This is a genomic window from Streptococcus suis (genome assembly GCF_046032535.1).
Taxonomy (GTDB): domain Bacteria; phylum Bacillota; class Bacilli; order Lactobacillales; family Streptococcaceae; genus Streptococcus; species Streptococcus suis_AK.
In genome coordinates this window covers 13,987-39,607 of sequence record NZ_JARQPL010000021.1, presented here as the reverse complement: position 1 = coordinate 39,607, position 25,621 = coordinate 13,987, and the positions used below count along the sequence as shown (strand labels likewise).

26 protein-coding genes and 2 pseudogenes are annotated in these 25,621 nt (G+C 42.5%); 2 read left to right on the top strand and 26 right to left on the bottom strand.

Annotation, left to right across the window (positions count from 1 at the left end):
- From P7J58_RS07355 to P7J58_RS07260, 20 genes and pseudogenes are all read right to left on the bottom strand, one after another.
- Nucleotides 1–575: pseudogene (locus tag P7J58_RS07355) on the bottom strand (IS4-like element ISSsu2 family transposase); the annotation flags it as partial.
- Nucleotides 576–680: 105 nt separating this feature from the next.
- A complete protein-coding gene (locus P7J58_RS07350; protein ID WP_408555978.1) occupies nt 681–1,400 on the bottom strand; it encodes a MerR family transcriptional regulator in 720 nt (239 codons plus the stop codon).
- Nucleotides 1,401–1,461: 61 nt separating this feature from the next.
- A complete protein-coding gene (locus P7J58_RS07345; protein WP_408555979.1) occupies nt 1,462–1,902 on the bottom strand; it encodes a UPF0158 family protein in 441 nt (146 codons plus the stop codon).
- 3 nt (nt 1,903–1,905) lie between these two features.
- A complete protein-coding gene (locus P7J58_RS07340) occupies nt 1,906–3,558 on the bottom strand; it encodes an SWIM zinc finger domain-containing protein (RefSeq protein WP_408555980.1) in 1,653 nt (550 codons plus the stop codon).
- A gap of 98 nt (nt 3,559–3,656) precedes the next feature.
- Nucleotides 3,657–4,745, bottom strand: a complete 1,089-nt coding sequence (locus P7J58_RS07335) for a nucleotidyltransferase (protein WP_053864170.1) — start codon at nt 4,743–4,745, stop codon at nt 3,657–3,659.
- On the bottom strand, nt 4,742–5,488 hold the full coding sequence (locus P7J58_RS07330; RefSeq protein ID WP_408555982.1) for a class I SAM-dependent DNA methyltransferase: 747 nt from the start codon (nt 5,486–5,488) through the stop codon (nt 4,742–4,744). The genes P7J58_RS07335 and P7J58_RS07330 overlap by 4 nt, the downstream gene beginning before the upstream one ends.
- Nucleotides 5,489–5,843: 355 nt before the next feature.
- Entirely contained in the window at nt 5,844–6,203 is a 360-nt protein-coding gene (rsfS, locus tag P7J58_RS07325) for a ribosome silencing factor (RefSeq protein ID WP_029177784.1), read from the bottom strand.
- A gap of 1 nt (nt 6,204) precedes the next feature.
- Nucleotides 6,205–6,714: a cysteine hydrolase family protein gene (locus P7J58_RS07320; RefSeq protein WP_408555983.1), complete on the bottom strand. Its 510-nt coding sequence runs from the start codon at nt 6,712–6,714 to the stop codon at nt 6,205–6,207.
- Nucleotides 6,711–7,028 carry a GNAT family N-acetyltransferase gene (locus tag P7J58_RS07315; RefSeq protein WP_408555985.1) on the bottom strand — a complete coding sequence of 106 codons (318 nt, stop codon included), beginning with the start codon at nt 7,026–7,028 and terminating at the stop codon, nt 6,711–6,713. Before P7J58_RS07315 ends, P7J58_RS07320 begins: the two co-directional genes overlap by 4 nt.
- 162 nt (nt 7,029–7,190) lie before the next feature.
- Nucleotides 7,191–7,322: pseudogene (locus P7J58_RS07310) on the bottom strand (histone acetyltransferase); the annotation flags it as partial.
- 2 nt (nt 7,323–7,324) lie between these two features.
- Nucleotides 7,325–7,912, bottom strand: coding sequence for a bis(5'-nucleosyl)-tetraphosphatase (symmetrical) YqeK (yqeK, locus tag P7J58_RS07305; protein WP_408555986.1), 588 nt, complete (start codon nt 7,910–7,912; stop codon nt 7,325–7,327).
- Complete coding sequence (locus P7J58_RS07300) at nt 7,909–8,541, bottom strand: nicotinate-nucleotide adenylyltransferase (RefSeq protein ID WP_024377477.1); 633 nt, start codon at nt 8,539–8,541, stop codon at nt 7,909–7,911. The genes yqeK and P7J58_RS07300 overlap by 4 nt, the downstream gene beginning before the upstream one ends.
- A gap of 12 nt (nt 8,542–8,553) precedes the next feature.
- Entirely contained in the window at nt 8,554–8,865 is a 312-nt protein-coding gene (gene yhbY, locus P7J58_RS07295; protein WP_024384110.1) for a ribosome assembly RNA-binding protein YhbY, read from the bottom strand.
- Between the two features lie 329 nt (nt 8,866–9,194).
- Nucleotides 9,195–10,301 carry a ribosome biogenesis GTPase YqeH gene (yqeH, locus tag P7J58_RS07290; protein ID WP_408555987.1) on the bottom strand — a complete coding sequence of 369 codons (1,107 nt, stop codon included), beginning with the start codon at nt 10,299–10,301 and terminating at the stop codon, nt 9,195–9,197.
- On the bottom strand, nt 10,302–10,829 hold the full coding sequence (locus P7J58_RS07285; protein WP_408555988.1) for a YqeG family HAD IIIA-type phosphatase: 528 nt from the start codon (nt 10,827–10,829) through the stop codon (nt 10,302–10,304).
- 110 nt (nt 10,830–10,939) lie between these two features.
- Complete coding sequence (locus P7J58_RS07280; RefSeq protein ID WP_029944851.1) at nt 10,940–11,617, bottom strand: SEC10/PgrA surface exclusion domain-containing protein; 678 nt, start codon at nt 11,615–11,617, stop codon at nt 10,940–10,942.
- Between the two features lie 117 nt (nt 11,618–11,734).
- The gene (locus P7J58_RS07275) at nt 11,735–12,364 is read right to left on the bottom strand and encodes a copper homeostasis protein CutC (RefSeq protein WP_029173977.1); all 630 of its coding nucleotides are present in this window, start codon (nt 12,362–12,364) and stop codon (nt 11,735–11,737) included.
- A 49-nt stretch (nt 12,365–12,413) separates the two neighbouring features.
- A complete protein-coding gene (locus P7J58_RS07270; protein WP_408555990.1) occupies nt 12,414–13,322 on the bottom strand; it encodes a DMT family transporter in 909 nt (302 codons plus the stop codon).
- Between the two features lie 74 nt (nt 13,323–13,396).
- The gene (gene galT, locus P7J58_RS07265; protein ID WP_099871213.1) at nt 13,397–14,878 is read right to left on the bottom strand and encodes a UDP-glucose--hexose-1-phosphate uridylyltransferase; all 1,482 of its coding nucleotides are present in this window, start codon (nt 14,876–14,878) and stop codon (nt 13,397–13,399) included.
- Nucleotides 14,879–14,887: 9 nt separating this feature from the next.
- The gene (locus P7J58_RS07260) at nt 14,888–16,060 is read right to left on the bottom strand and encodes a galactokinase (protein ID WP_408555992.1); all 1,173 of its coding nucleotides are present in this window, start codon (nt 16,058–16,060) and stop codon (nt 14,888–14,890) included.
- Between the two features lie 132 nt (nt 16,061–16,192).
- Between P7J58_RS07260 and P7J58_RS07255 the strand changes: the two genes are divergently transcribed.
- A complete protein-coding gene (locus tag P7J58_RS07255) occupies nt 16,193–17,191 on the top strand; it encodes a LacI family DNA-binding transcriptional regulator (protein ID WP_408555993.1) in 999 nt (332 codons plus the stop codon).
- Between the two features lie 74 nt (nt 17,192–17,265).
- Here the strand turns inward: P7J58_RS07255 and P7J58_RS07250 are convergent, their stop codons facing one another.
- The 6 genes from P7J58_RS07250 to P7J58_RS07225 all read right to left on the bottom strand — a co-directional run bounded on the left by P7J58_RS07250 (nt 17,266) and on the right by P7J58_RS07225 (nt 24,440).
- On the bottom strand, nt 17,266–18,126 hold the full coding sequence (locus P7J58_RS07250; RefSeq protein ID WP_408555994.1) for a hypothetical protein: 861 nt from the start codon (nt 18,124–18,126) through the stop codon (nt 17,266–17,268).
- A gap of 34 nt (nt 18,127–18,160) precedes the next feature.
- On the bottom strand, nt 18,161–19,147 hold the full coding sequence (locus tag P7J58_RS07245) for a hypothetical protein (RefSeq protein WP_408555995.1): 987 nt from the start codon (nt 19,145–19,147) through the stop codon (nt 18,161–18,163).
- A 60-nt stretch (nt 19,148–19,207) separates the two neighbouring features.
- Nucleotides 19,208–19,708 carry a hypothetical protein gene (locus tag P7J58_RS07240; RefSeq protein WP_408555996.1) on the bottom strand — a complete coding sequence of 167 codons (501 nt, stop codon included), beginning with the start codon at nt 19,706–19,708 and terminating at the stop codon, nt 19,208–19,210.
- A gap of 83 nt (nt 19,709–19,791) precedes the next feature.
- Nucleotides 19,792–19,947 carry a hypothetical protein gene (locus P7J58_RS07235; RefSeq protein ID WP_408555997.1) on the bottom strand — a complete coding sequence of 52 codons (156 nt, stop codon included), beginning with the start codon at nt 19,945–19,947 and terminating at the stop codon, nt 19,792–19,794.
- The gene (locus tag P7J58_RS07230) at nt 19,948–21,144 is read right to left on the bottom strand and encodes a hypothetical protein (RefSeq protein WP_408555998.1); all 1,197 of its coding nucleotides are present in this window, start codon (nt 21,142–21,144) and stop codon (nt 19,948–19,950) included.
- A 14-nt stretch (nt 21,145–21,158) separates the two neighbouring features.
- Nucleotides 21,159–24,440 (bottom strand): LPXTG cell wall anchor domain-containing protein, encoded by a 3,282-nt coding sequence (locus P7J58_RS07225; RefSeq protein ID WP_408555999.1) that lies wholly within the window; start codon nt 24,438–24,440, stop codon nt 21,159–21,161.
- 267 nt (nt 24,441–24,707) lie between these two features.
- Here P7J58_RS07225 and P7J58_RS07220 point away from each other — a divergent pair, with 267 nt between their 5' ends.
- The gene (locus P7J58_RS07220; RefSeq protein ID WP_053864156.1) at nt 24,708–25,613 is read left to right on the top strand and encodes a helix-turn-helix domain-containing protein; all 906 of its coding nucleotides are present in this window, start codon (nt 24,708–24,710) and stop codon (nt 25,611–25,613) included.
- Nucleotides 25,614–25,621: the final 8 nt, after the last annotated feature.

Below are 25,621 nucleotides of genomic sequence, written 5' to 3'. Positions count from 1 at the left end.
TGAGCCATGACATTGTAGGATTCATACCCCCTATCCATTATTACCAGAGCTTGTTTGAAAGAAGAGTTCTTCATCATGTCAATAAAAGCTGCACGTTCATCAACCTCTCGATTATCTTGAATCCGTAAATCATGATATATCTCTTGTTCAAGATTGTAGAGAGCATTGATATGAATAAGATTGTAAGGAGTGTGATGTGGTCCAGTTTGAAAAGAGGTCGTTTTATCAAAACGATTTCTTGGTAGAATCACATCACTGCCATCAACAGCCAGGATAGGGAGATTATCAGAGACTGGAATTTTAGAAGTAATATCCCTAAAAAGTGTTTTAAAAGCTTGGTGTTTAATCTGATACCGTCGTTGAACAAAGGCAGATTGAGAGACAGGCAAATCTAAATCAAGTAGCTCTTTGGCTAAGGTATTACCACCCATGGTCAGTATAGCTTGAATCATGGTTTTCATCGTTAGCTGACTTTGCCGACTAAAATCTTTTTCAGGATGAAGCACAAACTGATTGGCACTAGAAACGATGTCGTTAATACTATCAAGTAAATGAGCTTTAATCTGATCTAGCATGACTTTTCCCCTTTTATTTTTAGTGTAACATAAAAACTAACCCACCACAAAATGTGATAGGTTAGTTAACTTAATGACATTGAGTTCTCACTAGACTTTTCTTATTTATTTTCCACAATAAATCGCAATCGCTTGGCTGACAAAGGTTGCTGTACCTTCTCCTCCCACTTGATCAATAAATTGAGTAAACCGGTTATCTGCAATATACATTTGTCCTAGACTTGCTAGAATTTCATTGGTACAATTATAAAAATTCTCACTAATATAAGCTTTAAGAACCTCTACCTGTTTCTGAACTTTAGAATCATCAGCTGATAAATTCTTCATTTTTCCAAATTCCATCATAATACCAGACATTTCTAAACTTATCTGAGCAAAATCACCCTGATTTGTCTTAGCAGAAAATTCCTGAAAAGCTGCGGTATTCCCCCATCTTTCTTTAGCTTCCTCCTGGAAAGCCAACAAATCTGACTTATCAAACACTTCAAAATTCATGTAATTTTCTCCCTTCTGCTGTAAAGACTTGGCATGCTTTATGACTTTTTCCAAGTGTTTCTTTTTCAACTCCAGTAATCTAATCTGGTCTTTCAAAGCCGCTTCTCTGTCATACGCCGCATTCCCTACAATTTTTTTTATTTCTTTGAGAGGAAATTCCAATTCACGAAAAAGTAAGATTTCTTGCAACTTTTCAAACGCCTCATTATCATAATAACGATATCCGTTTTCCGCAATAAAACTAGGTGTCAGCAAATTTATTTCATCGTAATAATGAAGTGTGCGCACACTGACACCTGAAAGCTGACTCACTTCCTTAACTGTTTTCATGGAAAATCTCCTCTCTATGATCAGTATAAGGGATAACGTAAGGTGAGAGTCAAGGGAAATATTACATTTTTTTCAACCGATTCTCCACAATAGCAATCTTATTTTCCTGGCACCATTCCAGTACAAGTTCTTTGTAACATTGTGTTTCAAAGGCATACCATTCTTCCAAACGGTCACATCTCTCTAACTCATTCTTAAAACGTCTAAAAGCACCGCGCCCTCGAATAGCTCGAGACAGGCGGTCAGACAAGTCACCATCAGGCAAATGATAAACATAACGCTCCATGAATGTGTAGGGATTAAAGTCATAATAGGTCGGCAGCCTTACAAACCGTCCCATCACATCCTCCTCAATCTCTTCTTCTAAACCATCACGGGCTTCAAGTCCCGTCTCCTCAACAGACAGGTAGACTAATGCATCTAGGTGACTATCATAATAATATCTGTCATCTTGATTCAGCATCTGCAATGCATCAACCACATCTTGAAACCAAACTGCCATATCCTACCACCTCACTGCATCTAATTCCTCTATCATGGCTTTGCGTCGCGGATACTGGACTTTCCACGAGGTGCGAAGACTTTCACTCACTACTTTTCCATCAGGTAAACCTGCAATTTTTACCAAATACCCTGCTAACTGGCGATAGCGATTTCGACTACTAGCCACCTCCATCTGCTGACTGACAGCTTGGGCGTAGGCATCTCGTAATTGCTCGGGCAGTTTCTCTGATAAATAGTCCTCAAACCGGTCCAAATTTTCTAAGAACCAATAACTTGCTCTAATGCGGTCCAATAATTCCTGCGGTCGGTCTGCCAATTGCAACAACTTCAACCGTTGTGACTGGAAACGACCATCCTCCAGCAAATCATCTAAGTAGCTCTGCCATTCTTCCCTAGAAACATAGTCCCGTAACTCCTCTATCAGCTCCAAGTCAGTATTACCAGCTGAAAAAATCATCTCCAGGAGTTCTTCTCTAACCTTTTCATCCTGTCCCTGAGAACGGTAGATGTCCCTTAGCTGCTGGCTGTAATCCGACACCAGTCCCCTATACTGAGCATCCAAGCACTTACTTTCCTGTAAGAGACGAACTGCTCGGTCAAGCTGCTGATTTGCTACAGCCTGGGTAATAGCCAATTTACGAAGTTCAGCCACCTCCCAATGATTAGCCTGGAAGGTCAGCAAGTCTGCCTCACTAGAACCCAATTGGACCAACAACCTGTAGCATAACAAGGCAATGCGATCGCGACGGAATTTCCATGACCAAGGGGACTTCTCTCCCTCTTCTATCGCTTGCAAGACCGCTTGAAAATAGGTCAATTTCTGCTCAAGGAAATGTTCTTCTTGAAACTCTGTTTCTACAAATTCCATGAGAAGGTCTTCTGCAACCTCATAACCACTTAGCTTTTCTAAGCACCAGTCTAGTAATTCTTGGACAATCTTATCCGGAGCTACAGTCACTAAATGCTGCCAGTAGCCAGCAAGTCTATACAGCAGACTACCAGTCGTTCCATTGGAATCATCCAACTCCTGCCGGCAAATCTGGTGATAAAAGGCATCTGATACAGCCAAGAAATTCGCATACTCACACCTATCCAGTAAAGGCTGGAGATACTGATGCATCGCCTTTGTCACAGCCTGTTCGTAATCCCTAGTCTGCCTATACTCTATAAACCCCATACGTCTGTCCTCAAAAGGAAGCCCCAGGTCTCTGATTTCCTTCATCACATTTTCCACTTGCTGAGGTGTTAGCTGGGATGAGAAACGCAGTTGTAGCCGATTGGCTAGTTCCCTATCTTCTTGGGCTAATTCAAGAACAACAGCCCGTAGTTGCTCAACTGTCAATTTATCCAGGAGCTGGGCAAGTGACACATCTTTGCCCTCAAGAGCTGGATGGCTATCTAATTCAGAAATAGCAAACAAGACTGCTGCCATATGCTTGCAGTGGTTCATTTCTTGAGCATATGGACACTCACACCACATATTGATCAGCTGACCGTGCTCAAAGCTAATCTCCACCTCATAGACTTGACCACCAATAACATGTGCATTGTAGCCATCACTGGTCTTTTGAAGCCCTTGAACAGCGTCATCTAAAAACAAACTGCAGCCCCTATCTACAATGTGAGGCTTAAAATAGTCCATCCAGTTTTTCATGATTTATGTCCTTTGATTTTGCTACTTCAATTATACAAAAAAAATAGGAAGGTTTTCAAGTCAACGACAAAAACTTCCCATTCTTTATTGCATTCATCTCACCCCACCCTCACCGGCACGCGCCCGTAGGTCTGCTCTGCCATTGCGTCAGCGCCCAGTTGATAGACCGCATCCGCCTGCTGGGTCAGGCTGTCCCAGGGCTCTTTGCCGATCCGCGTCACCAGGTCCACCCGCTCCTTGACGGTCTTGAGATAGGCCTGGCCTCGAGCTGAAAAGCCAAGCACATGGACCGCTTCTGGCAAGGGAGTTTCCACCGCGTTGACCAGGATATAGGTCAGCACCCGCCGCACCCGCGCCTTGGTGTAGCGCTTGGTCGCAACAGCATCCACTAGCTCCTCGACGGTCGCTACGCTCCCAATAGCAGAGCGGATACGACTGGCTAGTTCTTCGTTGACCTGAAAGACCTGACTGAGAGCTCGGTGGGTCGCAATCTGATAGCGGAGCAGGGGAAAATAATTTCTCCAGCTTACCTTGGTCGCCTCCTCAAAGAGACTGGCAGACGGTAAAAAGTCACGCACCAAGTCCAATTGGTCAGCACCCTTTCGAATAGCTGTCGCCGAGGCGTAGGACGTTTTCACCTCTTCCGAGTGAAAACCAGCCCCCTGCCGCTGAACTGGACCGAGCTGAATGCCTGTTCCAGCCACTGCCTTAGCGTAAGCTAGAGCCAGAATATGGTTGGGCGTGTCACCTGTGAAGGTTAGTCCAGCAAACTCCTGCCACATGGCCTGGGTCTTCTGTGGATAAGAGAAATTGTCTGGCAAATTTTTCACAAAATCTTCCATCTCTTCCGACTTATCCACATAGATATCCGCAATTTTCTGGTAATCCAGCATTTCTTCCGTACCGAAAACCAGTTTTTCCACACCTAGCTTGTGTAAAATGTTGATGGCTCCCTTGGCGAAATGGTCAGCCGACTGGACCGATACCAAAAAGGGCATCTCGACAACAAGATCTGCACCGTGTTCCAAAGCCATCTGAGCCCGTGTCCACTTATCCACAATAGCTGGCTCGCCCCGTTGCATAAAGTTGCCTGACATGACGACAATTTTCAGCCCCTCAGCCTGCTCCAGCAAGTACTTATGTCCCGTATGAAAAGGATTGTATTCCGCTATTATCCCTGAAATCATGCCTTGACCGCCTTGAAAAACCACCGCTGGCTGGTTTCTGTCGGCGCTTCATCTTCAAAGTCCGCAAAGACTTCCACAGATGCAAAACCAGCTTCTTTCAATAATTCCACATAGGTTTCAATTGGATAGGTCCGCTCTTCGTGAACTTCATCCCGACGGATAAACCGCTCCTCTTGACTGTCCTCATCTTTGACAAAGAAGGTCAATTCATGAACAATGGAATACTCATGCTCACCTTCATAGGTGTCCCAGACAAAGGCAAAATCCTCGTAGTTTTCATGGTAGCTATAGCCTGCAAACACTTCCTCCATTTGATAGATGGAGTGAACGTCAAAAAGGAAAGTACCACCTTGATTGAGAACAGAGTGAACTCCTTCAAAGACCTGTAAAACGGCTTCTTGGTCTGCCATATAGCACAGACTATCCGAGTAACAGGTCACCGCATCGAAATCTCCCACACCTTCCAGAGCCATCATATCTGCTTGGGCCAGTTCCATCATGACACCAGCAGCTTCTGCTTTTTTCTGGGCCAATTCTAGCATTTCATAAGACAAGTCCAGACCAGTCACTTCAAAGCCCTTTTGAGCAAAACGTACAGCCTGAATCCCTGTCCCACAGGCTAATTCTAAAATTGTCTTAGTGTCTTGTGGCAAGTTCCGCAAGCTAAAATCTGTCCATTTATCATACAAGCTGTCATCCATGATTTCATCATAAACCGCCGCAAAGGTTTCATAAGTTGCCATATTTTCCCATTTTTCCTTTCATAAAAAGGGAGCAGGAAAGAACTCCTCAATTCCAAAGAGTTCGTTTTCCTGCCCCCGCACAGTTGATTAGGTCAGATTTGGAGTGGGAAGCACGAATTGCTGAGATTTGCTTCGCAAATCTAATCTCCAACCTTTAACAGTCCACTGGACTGTTAAAGCCAATCAACCACTGCGCTGAGATGTTGACTCAAGTTTCGAATAGTGCACCCAAATCAAAATCTATCTTCATATTTTTTCAAGAAGTCCATCACTTCTAATCACATAATAGTGAACTCTCTTTGGTCACTTTCGAATTTTATGGTGACCAGCTGAAACAGTTCCCCAAACTATTCCACTATTCCTCTTCTAAAAAGTCTGCGACTTCCAGGAAGCTGCCTTCGTGCCATAATTTTTCAAGGTTGTAGAGGTCACGCATTTCTTCTGAGAAGATATGAACGACTACGCCTCCAAGGTCCAAAAGGACCCAGCCACCGTTACTATCGCCTTCTACACGGCTACCCTTGATCCCAACTTCCGCTACCTTTTCACGGATGTTTTCCGCAATAGCCTCCAACTGGCGACTGTTCATGGAACTGGCAATCACAAAGTAGTCTGTCAGGCTAGTCACGCCTTGAACATCAATTACAACAAGGTCCTCAGCTCGCTTGTCATCAGCAGCCTGGACCACAACTTTTACTAAATCTAGTTCTTTCATCTTATCCTCTAATAATATTTTCTAATGTATCCACCTGGGCAAAATTCCATGACCAGATGTTTTGGTAGTGGTCAATCAAGTCCTTGGCATCCAATTTTCCTGAATAACCTGTCGTCGTTCCGTCCTGAATCACAGCTACCTTGTAGCCTAGTTCAAAGGCTACTTTAATCGTCGTATCAATGCAAAAATTGGTCGCCATGCCCATGATGACGAGCTGCTCAATTCCCTTTTCCTGCAAATAAGCATGAAGCCCCGTTTCCTTGAAGGCACTATTAAAGGTCTTATCGAAAATCTTCTCACTTGCTAAGGGTGCAACAGTTGAGTGAATCTCCCAGTCAGCAGTCCCCTTGACCAATTCCTGGTCATGATGGCGGACATGGATAACCTCTAGCCCCGCTTGACGAGCTTGAACAAGGCTATCTTGCCAGAGCCGAAGCCGATTTTCAATTCCATAGGGCTTGCCTTCCACCGGCAAATGCTGGATGTCAATGACTAACAATGCAGATTTCAAAACTTGACCCCAGGCGTTTCCAAACGGAACACCAATTCCCTTTCTTCTTCAAGATCTAAGACAAAACCATTTTTCTCCAAGAGTCTTGCCATCTTTTGGTTGCCCTTGACATAGGCGACAATCAAATGATTACAGACAGGGTGAGCTCTTGCTTGATCAATCACGACTTCCAAAGCAGCCTGACCATAGCCTTTCCCCTGAAATTCTTGACCAATCATAAACCGCCAGAGCATATACTGCTGGATGTCCTCATCAATGTCAATCAAGGCAAAGCCAACAACCTGATTATCTGACCAGATGGCATAGGGGGGCAAGGTTCTAGTGCAAGTACACTTCTCAAAGTTTGAGTCAACATCTCAGCGCAGTGGTTGATTGGCAGCTTTGTTCGTGCTGCACACTCCAAATCTGACCTAATCAACTGTGCGGGGGTGGGAAAACGAACTCTTTTAGAACCCGTCGAGTTCTTTCCCACTCCCATTATCTCTGTATAACCAGGCATCTGCCAAGGAACGCACGTTGGGAGCTACGAAGCCCTTATCTGCCTCGGCTACTGTCAAGTCCAAGACAGCTTGATAGGAGCTTTCATCCACAGGTTTTAATGCAATCATCTCTACTCCTTCAAATATGTGACATGTCCATTATAAGTTTCCAAGGTTTGTGGATAAATGGGAATCCCCTTCTTGGCTAAATAAGAAATGGTTTGGGCAGTTTCATAGGCTACTGCCTTGTCCAAAGACTCTTTTGCAATCCGTCGTGCCTCGTCCACCCCAGGAAAATCCCGATTGGGTTCGATGTAGTCCGCCACATAAAGCACCTTGTCCAGCAAGGTCATCTGCCCAGCACCAATGGTGTGTCGTTGAATGGCTTGAAAAATTTCCTCATCTTTTAAGCCAAAATCTTCTGCGATTTTATAAGCCCCAACCACACCGTGCCAGATGTTATTATCCCAGTTAAGCAGGTCCTTGTCCAAATCATACTTGGCAATCAAGTCCAGAAAGATTTGGTCTTCCACTTCCTTGGCATAATCATGCAAAAGCGCTGCCAGACTGGCTTTTTTCGGATCACAGCCGTATTGGTCTGCCAAGGCAAGTGCCGCCTGCTCCACACCTAAGACATGTTGGAAGCGTGCTGGCTTCATGGCTACACGGATTTTTTCCAAAAGAGCCTGACGGTCAAATGTCAAATCTGCTGCAATCATTGGTACAGTCCCTTTTCTTCGATATAGTCCAGAACTTCATGAGGCACCATAAAATTCGGCACCCGTCCTTGCTTGATAAAGCTCCGTACCATGCTGGAGGAAATGTCCATCAAGGGCACATCTACCCAGATTACAGGATAGGAAGTCCCTGCCTTGTAACGAGGACGCTGGACACCAACAAACTGCACCAACTGGACCAATTCATCAATCCTGTGCCATTTTGGCAGGTAGTCTACCATATCTGCACCGATGATAAAATAATAATCCGTATCAGGATTTTTTTCCTTCAGCAATTTCATGGTGTCGTAGGTATAGCTAACACCACGGCGTTCCAGTTCAATGGTTTCAATCCCCAAGCCCTCAATACCTGCAATAGCCATCTTGAGCATGGAATAGCGATGGTATTCGTCAATGGTTTCTTTCGTGTCCACATGGGGCGGAATGAATTCTGGCATGAGCAAGACCTCATCCAACTTCAACTGTTGACGGACTTGGTCTGCCACAATCAAATGAGCATTGTGAACAGGATTGAAGTTCCCTCCCAGAATCCCCACTTGTTTGCGATTGGTTTCTTTCTTTTCAACCTCTAATTCAACCTTGGTAAAGGGTGTTAAGAGTTCAATAGCCATAGGCTCTCCTTCTTAGATTTCTTTGACCTGTTTGGAAATTTTACGGTTCTCTTTCTTGCTAGATTGTTTGAATAAAATCAGGATGCGACCGATTTTTTGGACCGTATCCACACCGATTTCTTCTTCCAAGATTTCAGCTACTTCGTGGATGTTTTCATCCGTATTTTGTAGCAAGGTCACCTTGATCAATTCACGCGCGTCCAGCGCCTGACGAACACTGGTTTTAATCTGGTCATTGAGACCATTTTTCCCAATCTGAATGATGGGTTTGAGACTGTGTGCCTGACTGTTCAAAAAGGCACGTTGTTTTGAAGTTAATGTCATCTATTTTTCCTATGTTTCTATATTTATCGTCATTTAATTTATCTTTTATTACTTATTACGTCAACGTATGAGGAAACTTCGTTTCCCTATTTCCAACTTCAAACACTCCACTGGAGTGTTTGAACTCGCCTTGCCTGATTGAAACAGTCTGGGGGACTGTTTCAAGTCAATGCCTAGAAACAAGAAAGCATTGAGTTATGCCTGCGGCTGTTGATGCGAACTTTGTTCGCATTATCTCCAGCCTTCAAAGGTTCCCCAAACCTTTGAAGCGAGTACTAAAAGTAAACTAAAAGGCTATATTGGCTAACAAATGCAGCCAGTACGCACATCTAAATAATGGCCTTGCGGATCACCACATCCACACCCTTAGGCGCCCAGGCAGCAATCTTGGCCTTTTCATTGACACGAATCCAACCAAGACCTGAGAAGACCACATCCGTCTTTTCGTTGATGGTAAATTCATGACGGACCAATTCAGGAAATTCTTTCAATTCCTTGCTGGTTGGTGGCACTAAAAGTGAGCCCGCATGTTTCTGGTAAAATTCACTAGCTCCCTGCAGTTTGGTGCGGTGGAGCTGCAATTCATTGTCAAAGAAGGCCGTAAAGCCTTGGCGTTCACCAGCCACAAAGTCAAATCGTCCCAGACCAGCCAAGAACAAGGTTTGTTCTGGATTGAGCTGGTAGGTCTTTGGCTTGATTTCTTTCCGAGGGCTGATGTACTTGAGGTTTTTAGCCGTCAAATAATGGGCCATCTGGTGACGATGGATAATTCCTGGCGTGTCATAGATGTATGAACCATCATCCAAAGGAATTTCAATCTTATCCAGCGTTGTTCCAGGGAAACGTGAAGTCGTAATGACATCCTTGTCCCCTGTGATTTCTTGGATAATAGCATTGATCAAGGTTGATTTGCCAACGTTGGTCACGCCGACCACATAGACATCCCGTCCCTTGCGATATTGTTCAATCTTTTCAATCAAGTCCTTGATGGCCTGCTTGTTTTGAGCAGAAGTCAAGACCACATCGACTGGTCGCATGCCGATTTCATGCGCCCGTTCGGTCAACCACTGCGTAACCTTGCCTGTCTTGACAGACTTGGGTAAAATGTCCTGCTTGTTTCCGACCAAAAGTACGTCATTTCCTGAAATAAAGCGAGGCAAACCTGGAATGACTGAGCCATTGAAATCAAAAATATCAATGACATTGACCACCAAGGCATCGCTTTCTCCTACGCTATGGAGGAGTTTCAAGAAATCGTCATCCGAGATATTGACATCTGAAATCTCATTATAATGGCGCAAACGGAAACAACGTTGGCAGTAGAGTTGCCCTGCTTCCATGCCTTTTTCTAGGGCTGATTGAGGTGTAAAACCAGCGACTGCCTTGTCTAGCGTCTGAATCTGGGCACCACAGCCGATACAAAATAATTCTTCCACTTACATCTCCCTCTTGTAGTCTATCGCTCCATATTTGGCGATGATTTTCTTCATGGTCCGTCGTTCACGCCAACGGTTAATCTGCGTATTGATAGAGTCCGTCTTTATCAAGGGTTTGACCAAGACAGACTTGAGACCAGCTCGCTTAGCGGCCCGAATGTCTGTCATCAGCTGATCGCCAATCATGACCACTTCATGTGGCTGGACATTAAAGCGTTTCAGAGCACGGTTAATCCCAAAGGTGAAAGGCTTGAGAGCGAAGGCTTCAAATTCAATCCCAAATTTTTCAACCGCCCGCTTGACACGTTCGTATTTATTGTTTGAAACCACCACAACGGGAATGCCTGCGTCTCGCAAATCATGTAACCACTGGCGCATCTCTGGCGTTCCATCGGGATTGTTCCATGCAATCAAGGTATTATCCAAGTCAACAAACACTACTCTGATGCCATGTTTTTTCAAGCTTTCGACGGTCACGTCATAAGCCTTTTCCAAGGCAAAATCTGGCATGTAATTTTCTAAACTCACTATCGACTCCAAAGTTTTTTATCAGACAATTATACCATTTTTCTAGTAAAAAAGCGAATAGATAGCCAAAAGGAAGACACCCGGTGGAACCGAGTGCCTATTCTACGAAGCTATTTATTTTCTAAAATCCAATCCTTAGGAATGAAAATCATATGGGTCAACAACCAATCAATATCCAGTGAGTATTTTGAAAAGGCAAATCCAATTTCCTCAACACCAGAATCATCCTCATCCATGCCCAAAATCGTCGTCGCATGACCATAGTTCGCATGACTATCATCGAAGAGGCGCCAAATCAGTGCCTTGTAAACCAATTTTTTGGCATCATAAAGCGTATAAGTCTCTCGATATTCTGAAAAGGCTAAACAGTCCTTGCCTTTGGGTTCTACGCCCTTAATTTTAGCGATTGCAATTAAGCTATCATAATTATGGAAATGAAGCGAATTATTCAATGACTCAGCTAAACTTTTAGCATAATCAATGGCTAAATCACTCACCTCCACAGCCACAGTTCCCAACTGTTCCCGCAGTGGATTGAGCAAATTCGCAGCAAAGCGAGCTAACTCTTCACGGATCTCTTGAGGCAAACTCTCAATATCTTCAAGAATAACTTCCCTATCCTGCTCAGAACCCTTGTAGATATTGATGTCTAGCCCCTGCTCACCCAGTTTTTCCAGTTCAGAATCAAAACCTGTTTTCCCAGCTCGAACATATTGAGCGAGAGTTTCATAGTAACCTTCTGGCAAGATGATACGTTCTAAGTTATCAGCTCTTTCAATGATTGTCATAGATTTCTTCCCCCCTATGCTTGATATTCTTATTGTAACAAGATAAGGGGAAATTGTAAACCTTTTCAACTTTTATTACATACTTATAAGAAGTGTAAGGATTTCATACGTCATAACCTACCAAAACAATCTTGTCCCATGAACTTGGTCGACAGGTAATTTTTCCAATAATTCAGCCACATTATCTACCGTCAAGCCACCACCAATTAAGATTTCAATTTTACCTTGTGCATAGGCGACAATTTCCTGTAACCAATCGACATTGTTCAAGGCAGACCCCGTCAAACTGCCTCTTGTCAAAATCCGTGTCACACCATGAGCTGCCAGCCAATCAATAGCCTCAAATTGGCGTTCGCGAGGAATTTGGTCAAAAGCCATGTGAAAGACAATCTGACAGTCCTGCGAAACAGCAAACAGTCTTTCCAAGGCTGGTTCGTCCAACCAATTTTCCTCGGTTAACAAACCATAAACCAGACCATCTGACCCCAGTTCTTTGGCAACCTTACAGTCTTCCACCATCATCTCAATCTCTGCTTCATCGTAGCAAAAATCTCCACCGCGAGGGCGAATCATGGTCATGACTGTGGCTTCATTCTCATGAGCCAGTTGACAAACATGTTTGACCACTCCATAACTCGGCGTCGTTCCCCCAACTGCTAAATTATCACAAAGTTCAATCCGCTGGGCACCCATTGAGATAGCTTTGGCAAGATCTACGTGGTTTTCCGAACAAAATTCTTTTATCATTGCAATTTCCTCTTATGTCTTTTACTTTAGTATATCAAAAAAGAGTATATTAACCAATACTCTTCTCTGAAATAATAATATCCTTTAATGAAATAAGAAGAACAGCTCCTAATATCAAGGCCATGCCTAGAAAATCAATTGGATAAAAACGTTCATTGACCAACCATACCGCAAAAAATACTGAGGCGATTGGTTCGATAGAAGCCAATAGACTACCATTGACAGGACCAACCATACTGACACCTTTGAGAAAGGCCGTATAGGCAAAAATCGTCCCGACTCCGACAATACCTAACAGGCCCAGGAAACTTCCACCATCAAGCGGTAGATTGCCCTGCCAAGTTTGTAAGCCAAGCGTAACCACAAAGCCGCCCAGCAGCATGCCCAGCCCTATCACCACCATACTGCCGTATTGACGGATCAGTTTTCCTGGCAAAATAATATAGAGCGCATAAGTAAAGGCAGAGAAGATTCCCCAGAACAAACCAATTGGTGTCACAGCCAACTCATCCAATTTGCCATGAGTTGCAATTAAAAATGTACCTGCGACAGCCAAAACAATTGAAACCAACTCAATTCCTGATGGCTTTTCCCTATTTTTCAAACAAGTATTGGCCAATACCAAGACAGGACAAAGATATTGTAAAACCGTAGCCGTTCCTGCATTTGTATAGTAAATCGCTTGAAGGTAGGCCATTTGATTGAGTACCAAACCAAGCATAGCAAAGACAAAAATTCCTAACAAAGCCCGTTTGCTCTTTATGACCTTAATTAGCTGCTCTCTGGCTGTCAAATAGGCTAGCCCGAGCAGAAAAACACCGGATACCATCAACCGAAGGGAGGTAATCATATCCACTGATACACCACGTGACATCAAGTACTGCCCACTTACCCCCGAAAGTCCCCAAGCTATCCCTGCAACTAAAGTTATCAAGGTTCCCAATCTTTTTTCTGCCATCCTATCTCCTTTTCACACTGCGAATATTCCTATTATACCAAAAGAGCAGGACACCGTCCCACTCTTTGCTGTCATTATTGTTTGAGGCCCACAAACTCTACGAATCGTAAAAAAGCTGCCTGACCTTCTGAAGTGCGTTTATAGACACCTGCATCTTCTAGGACACGGGCGAAAATTTGTCCGACAGATGCTCGAATGATTTCTTCAGCCCTTTCTTCTGTCACATCTGGATGCTCAGCCTTCAACCTATCCGCCCAAGGCTGATGATAGTCAGCCACCTGACTATCTTGACCCAGTAAGAATTTTTCTACTTCAGCCAATTCTGCCTTTAAGCGTGGAGGTAAAATCGCCAAACCCATTACCTCAATCAAGCCGATATTTTCTTTCTTGATATGTTGCACATCTGGATGTGGATGATAGATGCCATCCGGAAACTCTTCTGAAGTCTGATTGTCGCGGAGAACCAAATCCAGCTCGTACAAATCTCCTCGTTTCCGAGCAATCGGGGTAATGGTATGATGGGGAGTTCCATCCGTCTCAGCCTTAATCTGAACGCTATCATCTGAGTAGCTCCGCCATTTTTCCAAAATCTTAGTCGCTAAACCAAGAAGAGATGGCTTATCTGCTGAACTCAAGCGAATCACCGACATAGGCCACTTGACAATCCCTGCCGAAACGGACTCAAAGCCGTCGAAGACTAGCTGGCGCTCAATCGGTGCCTTTTCCATGGCAAAACTGTGCCGCCCACCCTGATAGTGATTGTGGGTCAAGATAGAGCCACCCGAGATTGGTAGGTCGGAGTTGGAACCGACAAAATAGCCTGGCAATAAATCCAACAAGTCCAAGAGCTGCTCAAATGTTCGCGGACTGATGACCATCGGCACATGCTCTTGGTTCAAGAAAATAGCATGCTCATTGTAGTAAGCATAGGGCGAATACTGGAAGCCCCACTTTTCCTGACCAAGATCCAAGCGAATAATGCGGTGATTGGCGCGTGCAGGATGATTAATCCGACCCTGATAGCCCTCATTTTCCATACAGAGTAGGCATTTGGGATAATTGCTTGCTTCAGCTTTCGTAGCAGCTGCAATAGACTTGGGATCCTTCTCGGGTTTGGACAGATTAATCGTGATTTCCAAATCCCCATACTCTGTCGAAACTGGATAATAGATATTTTTCGCAATCGCAGCCATCTTGATATAGTCATTGCGCTTACTTAAAGCATAGAAATCTGCCACAGCCTGCTCTGGACTGTCCTGGTAGGTCTGCCAAAAATCACGATTGACCTGACTAGGACTTGGGGTAATCAAGTCCATCAAACAAGCCCCAACCATGTCCTGCTCTTCCAGCAATTCACCCACAAAACCAGTTCGAACCCCATGAACCAATAGTTCTTCCTTGAGTTCAATCAAGTCCTCTAAATCTGTTTGAACAGTCAGAACCTGTTCTCCCACCAAAGACAAGACCCGATTGCGCAGGTAAAGGGCATCCATTTCTTCAAAATCACTGTTGGCAATAACCTGCTCAACAAAACGATCCACCAATCCAGCCATCATTTCTCCAATCTATTTTCTAGATAAAACGCGAGAGCCTCCAGCAATCTCCGCTACATAAAAGCTTGGTTCATAGCCAACCACCTCAGTATAGGCCTTGCCGACATTTTCCGTGAAGGCTTCAACCTTATCCTTGTGGACAATGGCAATACCACAACCACCGAAACCAGCTCCTGTCATCCGAGCACCGAGAACACCTTCTTGCTCCCAAGCTGTGTGAGCCAGGGTATCCAATTCCAGACCTGTCACTTCATAATCATGCTCCAAAGAAACATGGGATGCGTTGACCAAACGACCAAAGGTTGCCAAATCTCCTTCTTCCAAAGCCTTACGCGCCTGCAAGGTCCGTTGATTTTCCAAGACAGCATGGCGGGCACGTTTGATACGATTTTCATCTTTGATTAAGTAACTATATTGGTCAAAGCTCCACTCATCCAATTCGCCCAGAGTTTGAATAGTCAAAACTGCATTCAACTCTTCAACAGCTTTTTCACATTCTGCCCGACGCTCATTATACTTAGAATCCGCTAATTCACGACGTTTGTTGGTGTTCATGATGACAATCACATGGTCACCCAAATCCAATGGCACCAATTCGTATTCAAGTGTATTGGTATCTAGGTAAATGGCACGCTGGTCTGCTCCCATACCGATCGCAAATTGGTCCATGATCCCAGAATTGACACCAATAAAGTGATTTTCCGTTTGCTTGCCAATTTTCACCAAATCAAGACGAGTCAGCTCAAGTCCGTACAACTCTTCTGCCATAATGCCAATCAAGAGTTCCAAAGATGCGGATGAAGAAAGACCAGAACCATTTGGAATGTTACCGTAAACAAAGACTTCCATACCTGTATCAATAGTGTGACCTGCTTCTTGCAAGAACTTAAGAACACCTTTGGCATAGTTGGTCCAGTTGTCCGCCTTATCAAAGACCAGATTGTTCAAATCCACTTCGATAATTCCAAGCTCTTCAAAGTTTGCGGAATAAAAACGTAGAAGCTGGTCTTCACGTTTGCGAGCAGCACCGTAGGTCCCCAAGGTAATGGCCGCAGGAAAAACATGTCCACCATTGTAGTCCGTGTGCTCCCCAATCAAGTTTATCCGACCAGGTGAGAAGAAAGTTGCATCTGCCTCTTGACCAAACACATCGAGAAAGGCTTGTTTGAGTTGTTCTTTGTTCATAAGAACCTCCTTGATTTTGTAATCGTTTTCTTTTATTGTACAACTCAATCCTTGAAAAGTCAATATATTTACTAAAAATTTACTAATTTTATTTTTTGTGCTATACTAGAAACAAATAGACAGGAGAAAAACATGGTTACGATCAAAGATATTGCCAAACAAGCAGACCTATCCCCCGCCACCATTTCCAGAGTTCTAAAGGGCGACCTGACCCTATCCGTCAGCCAAGAAACGCGACAAAAAATCTTGAACTTAGCCCAAGAATTGGGCTACACCAAACACCTCAAAAAACAAGCACCCCAACAAAAAGGCACCATCGGTATTGTCCAGTGGTACACTGAAAGCGAAGAACTGGCTGACCTCTACTACTATTCCATCCGTGCCAGCATCGAGCAGACAGCCAGCCTTCTCGGCTATCAAATCATCCGCTCCTTCAACGACTTGACCAATCCCCTCCTTCAAGAGGTCGACGGTATCGTCGCAGTTGGTAAGTTTTCTTCTGGGCAAATAGCAGAGCTGACCAACTTGTCTTCCAAGCTAATCTTTGTGGACTCTGATACACTGACCGAGGGATTCTCCTGCGTCACAACTGACTTTGAACACTCTGTCCAGACAGTTATCGACCACTTCCATTCACAAGGTCTGACTGATATTGGACTCCTAGTCGGACAGGAAGAAACCACAGACGGACACCAACTGCCAACAGACCCCCGCCTGACTGCCTTTCGGACCTATCTCGACACCTTGGGCATGCTCCAAGAAAACTACATCTACCAAGGAACATTCTCCACCCAATCTGGTTATAATCTGATGAGTCAGGCTATTTCCGACCTGGGCGACCAACTGCCACCTGCCTTCTTCATGGCAAACGACACTCTGGCTGTCGGTGCCCTTCGCGCCCTTCAAGAACAGCAAATCGCCGTGCCAGAACGGGTCCAACTCATCACCTTTAACGATACAGCCATCACGCGCCAAGTCTACCCAGCCCTATCTTCTATCAGTGTCTATACCGAAGAAATGGGCCAAGAAGCCATGCAGCTGCTGGACCGTGTGATTGCGAGTCCGCAGCCCCACCACCCCCGTAAGATCAAACTGGGTACCCAGCTGGTTATACGGGAGAGTTCCTATTGAAAAGGTATCAGAAAAATCTTCCTACTTTTGAGTAAGAAGATTTTTTAAGTGGTTCTACTCGACAATAGAACAGATTACAAGTTCTCAAGGCTATTTAAAATCCTTAAAATATCTTGTATGATATCTAGTCTTCTCTGTGAGTATTCTTCTGTTGAGAAAGTATATTGATCTACAGGACGACCATCTTGGAAATAATAAAAAGGATTTTTCAGCTGTTTTATATAGTGTAAAGTTTTTTCAAAAAAGAGTTTCTTGTATAAAAGCAATTCATCTATCTCATGTTGAATTTCTAACAATTGATCGATTTTTTCATTAAGAAAGGGAGTAATGTTCAAAGCATTCTCTGTTATCTGCCTCAAGATAGTGTCAATAAATAATTCCAAGTCTTCATCAGACAACCATTCCTCATCTTCCTGAATTTGCAAATACTGTATTCCTATATTATCCATCAACTCTTTACGAAGGAAGTCATCCTGCTCCTTGGAACTTTTTCCTAAAAAGTTTTTATAGAAGCAATCGACTTGCTCCCTATTCATCCAAATTCCGTCAACAAGATACTCTGCTTCTTCATAGACTGGTGTTTCTTCTACCTGGACTTCTTCTCCAGACATATTCACACCTATAAAATCATCCTTCCAAGAAGTATCTGCTGAAAGTTCGATGTTGTTCAACCATTCTTCTAATTTTGATTTTAATTCCCGCAGATAATCAGTTGAACGATAAATTTTCCCCCGACTCAGTTGGTAAATATCCAGCTTCATGCTAGCATCTTTTAGAGCCTGTAAAAATATCCCTTCTGCCTGTTGCTTCTCGTTTTGTATTTCCTTTTCTTTCTGATGTTTCTTATTGAGATAATCTGTCAAAAAACCACCAATACCCAAAATAGTTACAATATTTGCTAAAAGACTAATCCAATCAAGAAATGATAATTGCATATTCTCCTACCTCTTCTAAAATTTGTAAACAATCTCAATGATAATGATTATGCTGGATAGTTATACCCTGTAAATGTTGAACACTAGTATTGATATCAATCTTTTCTAGTAACTCCACCTGCTGTTCTACCAGATAGTTATTATATTGAAGCAACTCCTGCATCCGCTCTTGATTTATGATGTTAGCTTTTTGTAGCTCATTGCTCTCTCTTTGATAGGCTAAAGTCTGCTCCACACTCACATGATTCCGATAGAGAAGAATCATCTCTTGGACAGTATTTGCCATAAAATTTTCAAGGGAATGAATAAAAAATTCAGTAGCATCTAGAAAATAATAATCTTTGGGATACCACCCATCTCCAAAAGTATATAAGGCACGTGCAGTTTCATTCATCTCACTCTGAAGCATCGCCACCCTCTGATTGATGGACTTATTGTTAGCAATAATCATATTGTACGCTTGTTTTCCTTGCGCATTCTGTGCCTCAACTTTAGAATTTTCTTGTTCAATCAAGGCATTGACAAATCGAATCCAAGCGGAATAAGTCGATTTTCCAACAAAAATAGCCAAAATCATGGGGATAATCAATACCCACTTCTGAAAAAAGTTAGTTTCGATTATATTAAGGACAGGAACAAAAATTGCTCCAAATACTAGAAAGTAGAACACTGTCGACAACCACGATTCTTTGTGGCGCCGCATATGCTTGGACAGTATCCAAAAACCTATACAAGAGAAAACAATATCTGATATGGTAGAAACAAAGCCAATACCTAAAAATAAAAACTTAGAAACTGTAGTAAACAACAAGCTTAAGAAGACCATATAGGCTAGTCTATAAACTTTTTCCATACCAGTAGTCTCTTCCTTACTTTCTAGCAATTCAATTAAAGATTCTTGCCTCAATGTAGCCTTCCTCTTTTGGTTGGATAGGTTGATACACTCAACTTCCAAATCATAAATGTGATAAAGTCCTTTTCGTATCAAGTAACATTTATCTAATAATTCCTCTCTATTCATCTGTACTCCTTACAAACATTAGAAAAGTCTTTCTGCTGACAACAGCAACAGAAAGACCGATTATTTTTTCTTTTCATCAAAGAACCAGGAAATCGGCCATCCAATTAAAGCTGCCGTTAGCCATCCCCCAACTAGCAAAGCTGGTAGGACAAAAATAGGTAGTAGCAAGAAACCAATTCTGCTAATGACATAATACGACGCCTCATCAAAAGCTCTCTCCTTTGCCTTATCAAACTTCGGTACCAAACCGATAGGATAGCCATGCCAACCATACTCTATCTCATGATGCGTGTAAATATCGCCACGCTCCATCTCTGCCTGATAAATAGATATAGTGTGTTTGACCAAATTCTTAGTTAGAATACCACTACCTAAAAAGCCTATACTTTTTGTGACAATCAAATCAAACACATAGGGGTAAAGCAGGATATTGAATACCGTCCATACAAGTGCAAAGGCTGTACCAGGAATCAATTCAAAATGATTATGAAAATGTTTAACATTATAGGCCTCAAACTCCGCTATCTTTGCAAATAGGGTTTGCCATCTAGTAATCTCCATATACACCATCATTCCCGTGCATAAAATACTGATGGGATTCAGATAATACCGAATCGGAAAACGAAATAGTATCTTTTTCATTCTTACCACCATATTCTTGGTCGGTTAGATGGGCTTGCAGTCTCTTTCCATACCCTACTAGTTTCTTTTGCAATATAGTTCATTATCATTCCAATAAGGACAAAAGAAAATTTTACAATTTTACCCAAAATGGATAGCAAGTTATTTTTGTCTTTCATCTATTCTCCTCTACGCTTTCCTCTTGCTACAGCAATAACAATTCCTCCGAATACTAGTCCGACAATCCCTAAAACTGAAATGGTTTCCCCTGTCATTGGCAAGATACCAAATAGTTTTTGGGGTTCTTGTTTTTTTGCGGAGACTTGTTCTTCCGAATTTTTTGTTTCCGAACTTGATGTCGACGAAGTCGCTGTTTCTTCCTCTTTTACAACATAATTAGGGTTTGTAAAGGTAGCAAATACCTTCGGATTGGAGTAATCTTCCGCACCAATTGTTACCGTCCAGCCAACATTTTTCAATGTCTGCCCTTCTAGCAAAATCCCAAATTCAACTCTTTCAGTTGGAGGAACATTCCATCCAATACCAACCATGCCAAAAAGTCCACTTTGAGCACCATCACTAGCGATGACAAATCCATTTTCTGATACCTTTCTCAAGGTCATCATATTCCCAATCAGATTTCCATCTGAATAGACCGCAGAATACGAACCATCTCCTGCGATTTCCAGAGATGAAGGTCGTCCCGGTTTGGTACCATTTGGTGTTTCAACCGTGGTCCAAGTACCTACAAGCTCGCTCGGTAAGGAAATCTCCTGACCAATGGTCGCCTCTCTCATAGCCTTAGGTAACACGGATTGAGTTGAAGAATCTACGGTAAGAGGGGTTGACAATGGTTTATATTCTAAAAGTGATAAATCCACTTCTGTTTTACCAGAAAGATCAATCGCTCCCTCGCTACTACCAACTTTATAGTCTACTTCTTGTAGTAAAGCCACTTGTTCATTGGTTTCGGACAATTGATACAGTTTCTCATTTATATCTCCCGATCCTCTAGAGACATCAATAACTTGAACCGTTCCATCATCATAGACCTTAAAATTTCTACCACCTGATGAACCAAAGATTTTTCCAACTAAAAGAGTCGCTGTCTGCTGGTTGGCATAGTAAAGAGCAACTGGGTTGATGGAACCATCTTCTGCTTTTTCACCAATAACCAACTCCTCCTGACCATTTTTGTCTATATCAAAAAGAGCATAGTGAAATTCTTTTGAGCCTACAGAGTTAATTGCGTAACTTTCATTCGGAACCGTACTCAAGGTCGATTGGTAAACCAAGCTGTCAGCTTGGACTGATTGAGTTCCAATCAGTCCAAGAACAGCCAGTGAAAAAATAGAGCCTCTAAAATAATTCTTCATAATCCCTACTCTATCTACTTATTTCTGCGTAAAACAGCCACTCCCAATAGATTTGTCAATCCTAACAGAGCCAAAGCTAGACTTGTTTGCTCCCCTGTGTTTGGCAAGGTCTTAGCACGTTCTACACGTGAGTCTGTCACTTTTTCACCAGTAGCTGTTTGTGTCACGGTGACACCCGCTTGTGGGTTTGTCACCACAACCTTACCGTCAACAACTGTTACATCTTGGCCTTTATCAAGAGCTTGTTTGACTGCATCAATATCGACAGCTGGTTTTTCAGCAGCAGTTGGTGCTGTGTTTGGTACTGCAATGATTGTTCCGTCTGGAAGTGTGGCAATTACATTGTCTTTTGCTTTGTCTTCAAGGTCTTTGAGTTTGTCGTACTCTGCTTGAAGTTCAGCTAATTTAGCTTTTTCTTCGTTGAGTTTAGCAGTAACAGTTTCAAGTTTGTTTTGTGCAGTTTCAGCTTTAGCTTGTGCGTCTGTAAGAGCAGTTTGTTTTTCTGTGAGTGTTGCTTGAGCTTCAGCAAGAATAGCTGGTGCGTCAAGATAACCTTTCAACTCAGTAGCAAGTGCTTTTGCTTCTTCAACCAAGCGGTCTTTTTCTGCAAGAAGAGCAACTTTATCTTTGTTCAAGCTATCAAGTGTGCCTTGTTGTTTAGCAAGTTCAGCTTTAGCTGTTTCAAGAACAGTTGCTTTTGCAGTAGCAGTAGCTTGTGCTGTTGCTAATTCTGCTTTCGCTGTATCAAGTGCTGCTTTCTTATCAGCAAGATTTGCTGTAAAGTTATCAACAGCTTTTTGTGCTTCAACTTCACGAGCTTGTGCGTTTTGAAGAGCAATCTTCGCAAGGCGTAGATTGTTTTCAGCAACTTGTGTTTGAAGTGGTGTTGCAGTAGCATCAGCAAGGACTTTTTCTGCCTGAGTCTTCAATTCAAGAGCCTTAGTGTAATCAGCACTAGCTTTAGTCAATTCAGCCTTAGCATTGTTTGATGCAGTTTGGGCGGCTGTAAGACTAGACTGAGCTTGAGTGAGGTTCGCTTGGAGTGTAGCAGGGTCATTTTGTACAAGTAACTTGTCTTTTATCGTATCGTGCAAGGCTTGTGCTCGATCAATGTTATTTTGTAAGGATTTTAAATCACTTCTATATTGAGTGTCGATAGAGTCGTCGACAGCACCACTGTTGATCAGTTTTAAGTTTCCGTTTTCATCTGCTTCAACGACATTATAACGAGCCCCAGGATATGACTTGAGAACAGCAGACGTAGTTCCATTTATTTTAGGATGAACGATGTTGTGTTCTTTTGCATAATTTTCAGCTTTTTCTGACAAGGCATCACGTTGAGCATATTCTTCATCCGTAACAGACCCAGTTCGATTATATTTAGCCCATAGTTGACCATCAAAGTTGGCAGCATCCTGTTTTAACTTCAGATACGTCAAATCATTTTTAAGTAGAGTTTTATAGGCTTCAATATCAGCCTTCGCTTTTTCAAGTTCTTCCTTATGAGCTTGAACAGCTGCTGCTGTAGTCTGGCTGTAGATAACAATATCGTCATTGCTTTCTTTACCACTAAATCCATGGGTAAAGTAGGCACCACCGACATTGTTTTGATACAAGCCCATCATGATGTTTGACCCCTGTAGTAGATTATAGTAATGCCCCCAGTTAGCATGAGCATCTAAGAAAGCCCATCCCAACATTTTATAAGCAAAAAGTGTATTTAATTCTGTGAAGGTCATACTAGATTTTCTAAATCCAGCCGTTGGATAAATGTTTTCATTATATACACTTGTAACTTTTTCTACTTCACCAAATCCTCTATGCCGTAGTTCAGACCCAGACAAATCAGCATTTTCTGGTCTATTCGCAAATTCGTTCCAAGCATCAATAGCTTTCAGCCCTTGTTCAACCGAGTATTCGGTTACTTTGTTAATTGGATTGAAACCACTAATTTTTCGAAAAGCATTTAATTGTGATGCAAAAGCAATGTTTAGAGCTGTGTAGTCTTCTTTAGAGAGAACTAATTTGCCGTTTTGAAGAGTATATGTTTTATTGAAGGCTGTCTCACCAACTAGAGCCTTGACAAATTCTTGAGAAGGCGCATCAATGTAAGCATCCAACATTGCCCCGAGTAGATTTTTTTGGGCATAGTCTTGCGCTTCTCGGTCTTGATTGGCATCAATCAATCGTTTAAATTCTGCCATTTTTGCAGTAAGATCAGCAGTTTTATCTTTGAAATAAATCGCTCCGGTCTTATCTGCAATTTCAGCATTGATAGCTTCATAAATGTTTTGTGGTTTTCCAACACTTTCAAGTGCTTTTTTAGCAACTGCAACAGCATCAGTAGCTTTAGTCACTGCATCAGTTGTTTGTTTAACCGCATCTTGAGCAGCAGTCAATTTTGCTTTTGCTGTATCAACAGCGTCTGATTTTACAGCAACCTCAGTTTCAGCAGCTTTGATTTTTGCATCACGGTCTGCGTCAGCTTTCTTAGCGTCTTCAACGGCTTGGGTTGCAGTATTAACGTTAGCTTTAGCATCTGTAACAGCTTTGCTTGCATTATCAAGGTTAGCTTGAGCTTCAGCAAGACCAGTACCAGAAATAGCGTCTTGTGCTGCTTTTACATCAGCTTCTTTAGCTGCTACGTTAGCTTCAGCTGCGTCTTTTTCTGCTTGTGCTGTATCAACAGCAGTTTGAGCGTCTGCGACTTTACCAGTTTGGTCAGCAATTTCAGCGTTAACTTCATCTGTTTCAGTAGCGTTAGCCGTTTGGTCTGCAAGGTTAGCTGCTTGGTCAGCTTGGTTTGCTGCGATGTTTTCTGGTGTTGCGTTTACAGCATTTGCTTCAGCGTCTTTGACAGCTTGTGTTGCAGTCGCAACGTCAGCTTCAGCAGTGGTAACAGCTTGGTCAGCTGCATATGCATCAGCTTGAGCTTGGTTAGCTTCAGCAGCAGTAGCATCAACGACAGCTTGTTGTGCATCAAGAGCTGGTTTAACATCAGCTGATGTTTTAGGTGCTTCGACAGCAGTAGTTTCCGCGGCTGGTGCTTTAGTTGTAACTGGAGCCTCAACAGTTGATGTTGCCAATGATGCTTGAGCTTCTTCATAAGAAGAGTAAGTTCCATTTGGTTCAGATTTTACAATTTCGCCTGTGGCGTGGTTAACAGTTTGCCACTCACCAGTCACACGGTTTAAGAAAATATCATATTGTGTGTCTGCTGATACGGTAGACGCACCAACGGTTGCAAGGGTGATAGCCGCACCTGTTGCTAAAGTTTTAAATGTTTTTTTGTTCATAGTTTTCTCCTTTGTTACTGTTAGGATTGGTTTGACTGTAAAGTCAAACCTTGATATATGTAGTATATCAAGCGATTTGTGCTCTATATTTTTAAAGTATACCATAAACTTCCTTACAATTATTTCCATAGAAAACTATAGGTTCAATATTGCAAAATAGCATCGAAAAGCAATGTATTTTTTTTTTTTGAACCCATAGGTCATCTTTTTGTAGATTTTTATCCTAGTTTTAAGTATACTAATCTAAAAAAGATTGAAAGGAATATTATGTCGAATCTATACCCGTTTGGACCAACCTTTAAACAATTACGAGAGAAAAGAGGGCTCAGCTTAAAAGAGGCTGCTTCTACGATTGTATCACCGCAATTTCTGAGTCGTTTTGAAAAGGGAGAGAAGGGAATCTCCCTTGAAAACTTTAACCGTTTATTGATTGCGCTCGGCTTAGAATGGAAGGACTTTGCAGCTGCATTTGCAGATAATGGCGGAGATTGCATAGAATTTCCTGCTTACGAGTTTTCCAAACATATCACAAATGAAGAAGACATATTTCGCTATCTTCCTGAATACGAAAAATTATTTGATCGATACCTAACTGACAATCCTACACAGGCAGACATATTATTAAAGATAATCAAGCTTGGTCATTATCCAACGATTGCGAAGTCAGAAGAAACCGTCGAAAAAATCCAGCCTGTTATCAATCACCTGATGAAGCTTGAGACCTTTACTAGTTCCGAGCTGGAATTATACTGTCGTATCGTCAATCACTGTCCCCTCGAATTGGTGGAGCACATGTCCAAACAGCTTCTGGTTATGTACAAACAAAGTGCAGATACGGACACCTATATTCGTATCTTAAATGGACTGACCTTCACAGCCAAACACTTTTCCGAACAAGGGTATCATCTAAGGGCTGATAACATTATTAAAGAAGTGAAAAAGCTTCAAACATTTGAACGTGGTTATTTAGCTATACCTCTCATGTTCCTTGAGGTAGAACATATCTACAATCAATTCCGCTGGAATAAGACTGAAGCTATCGAACTCGCTAAAAATATGTTAAATTACTTGGAAAGTGCTAAATTTATTGACCAAAATTACTATTCGAATTTCATCAAAGCCTTTATCTACAACTGTCATAAATTAAATAAAACAGGCGAAGACCTATTTTAACGTTAAAG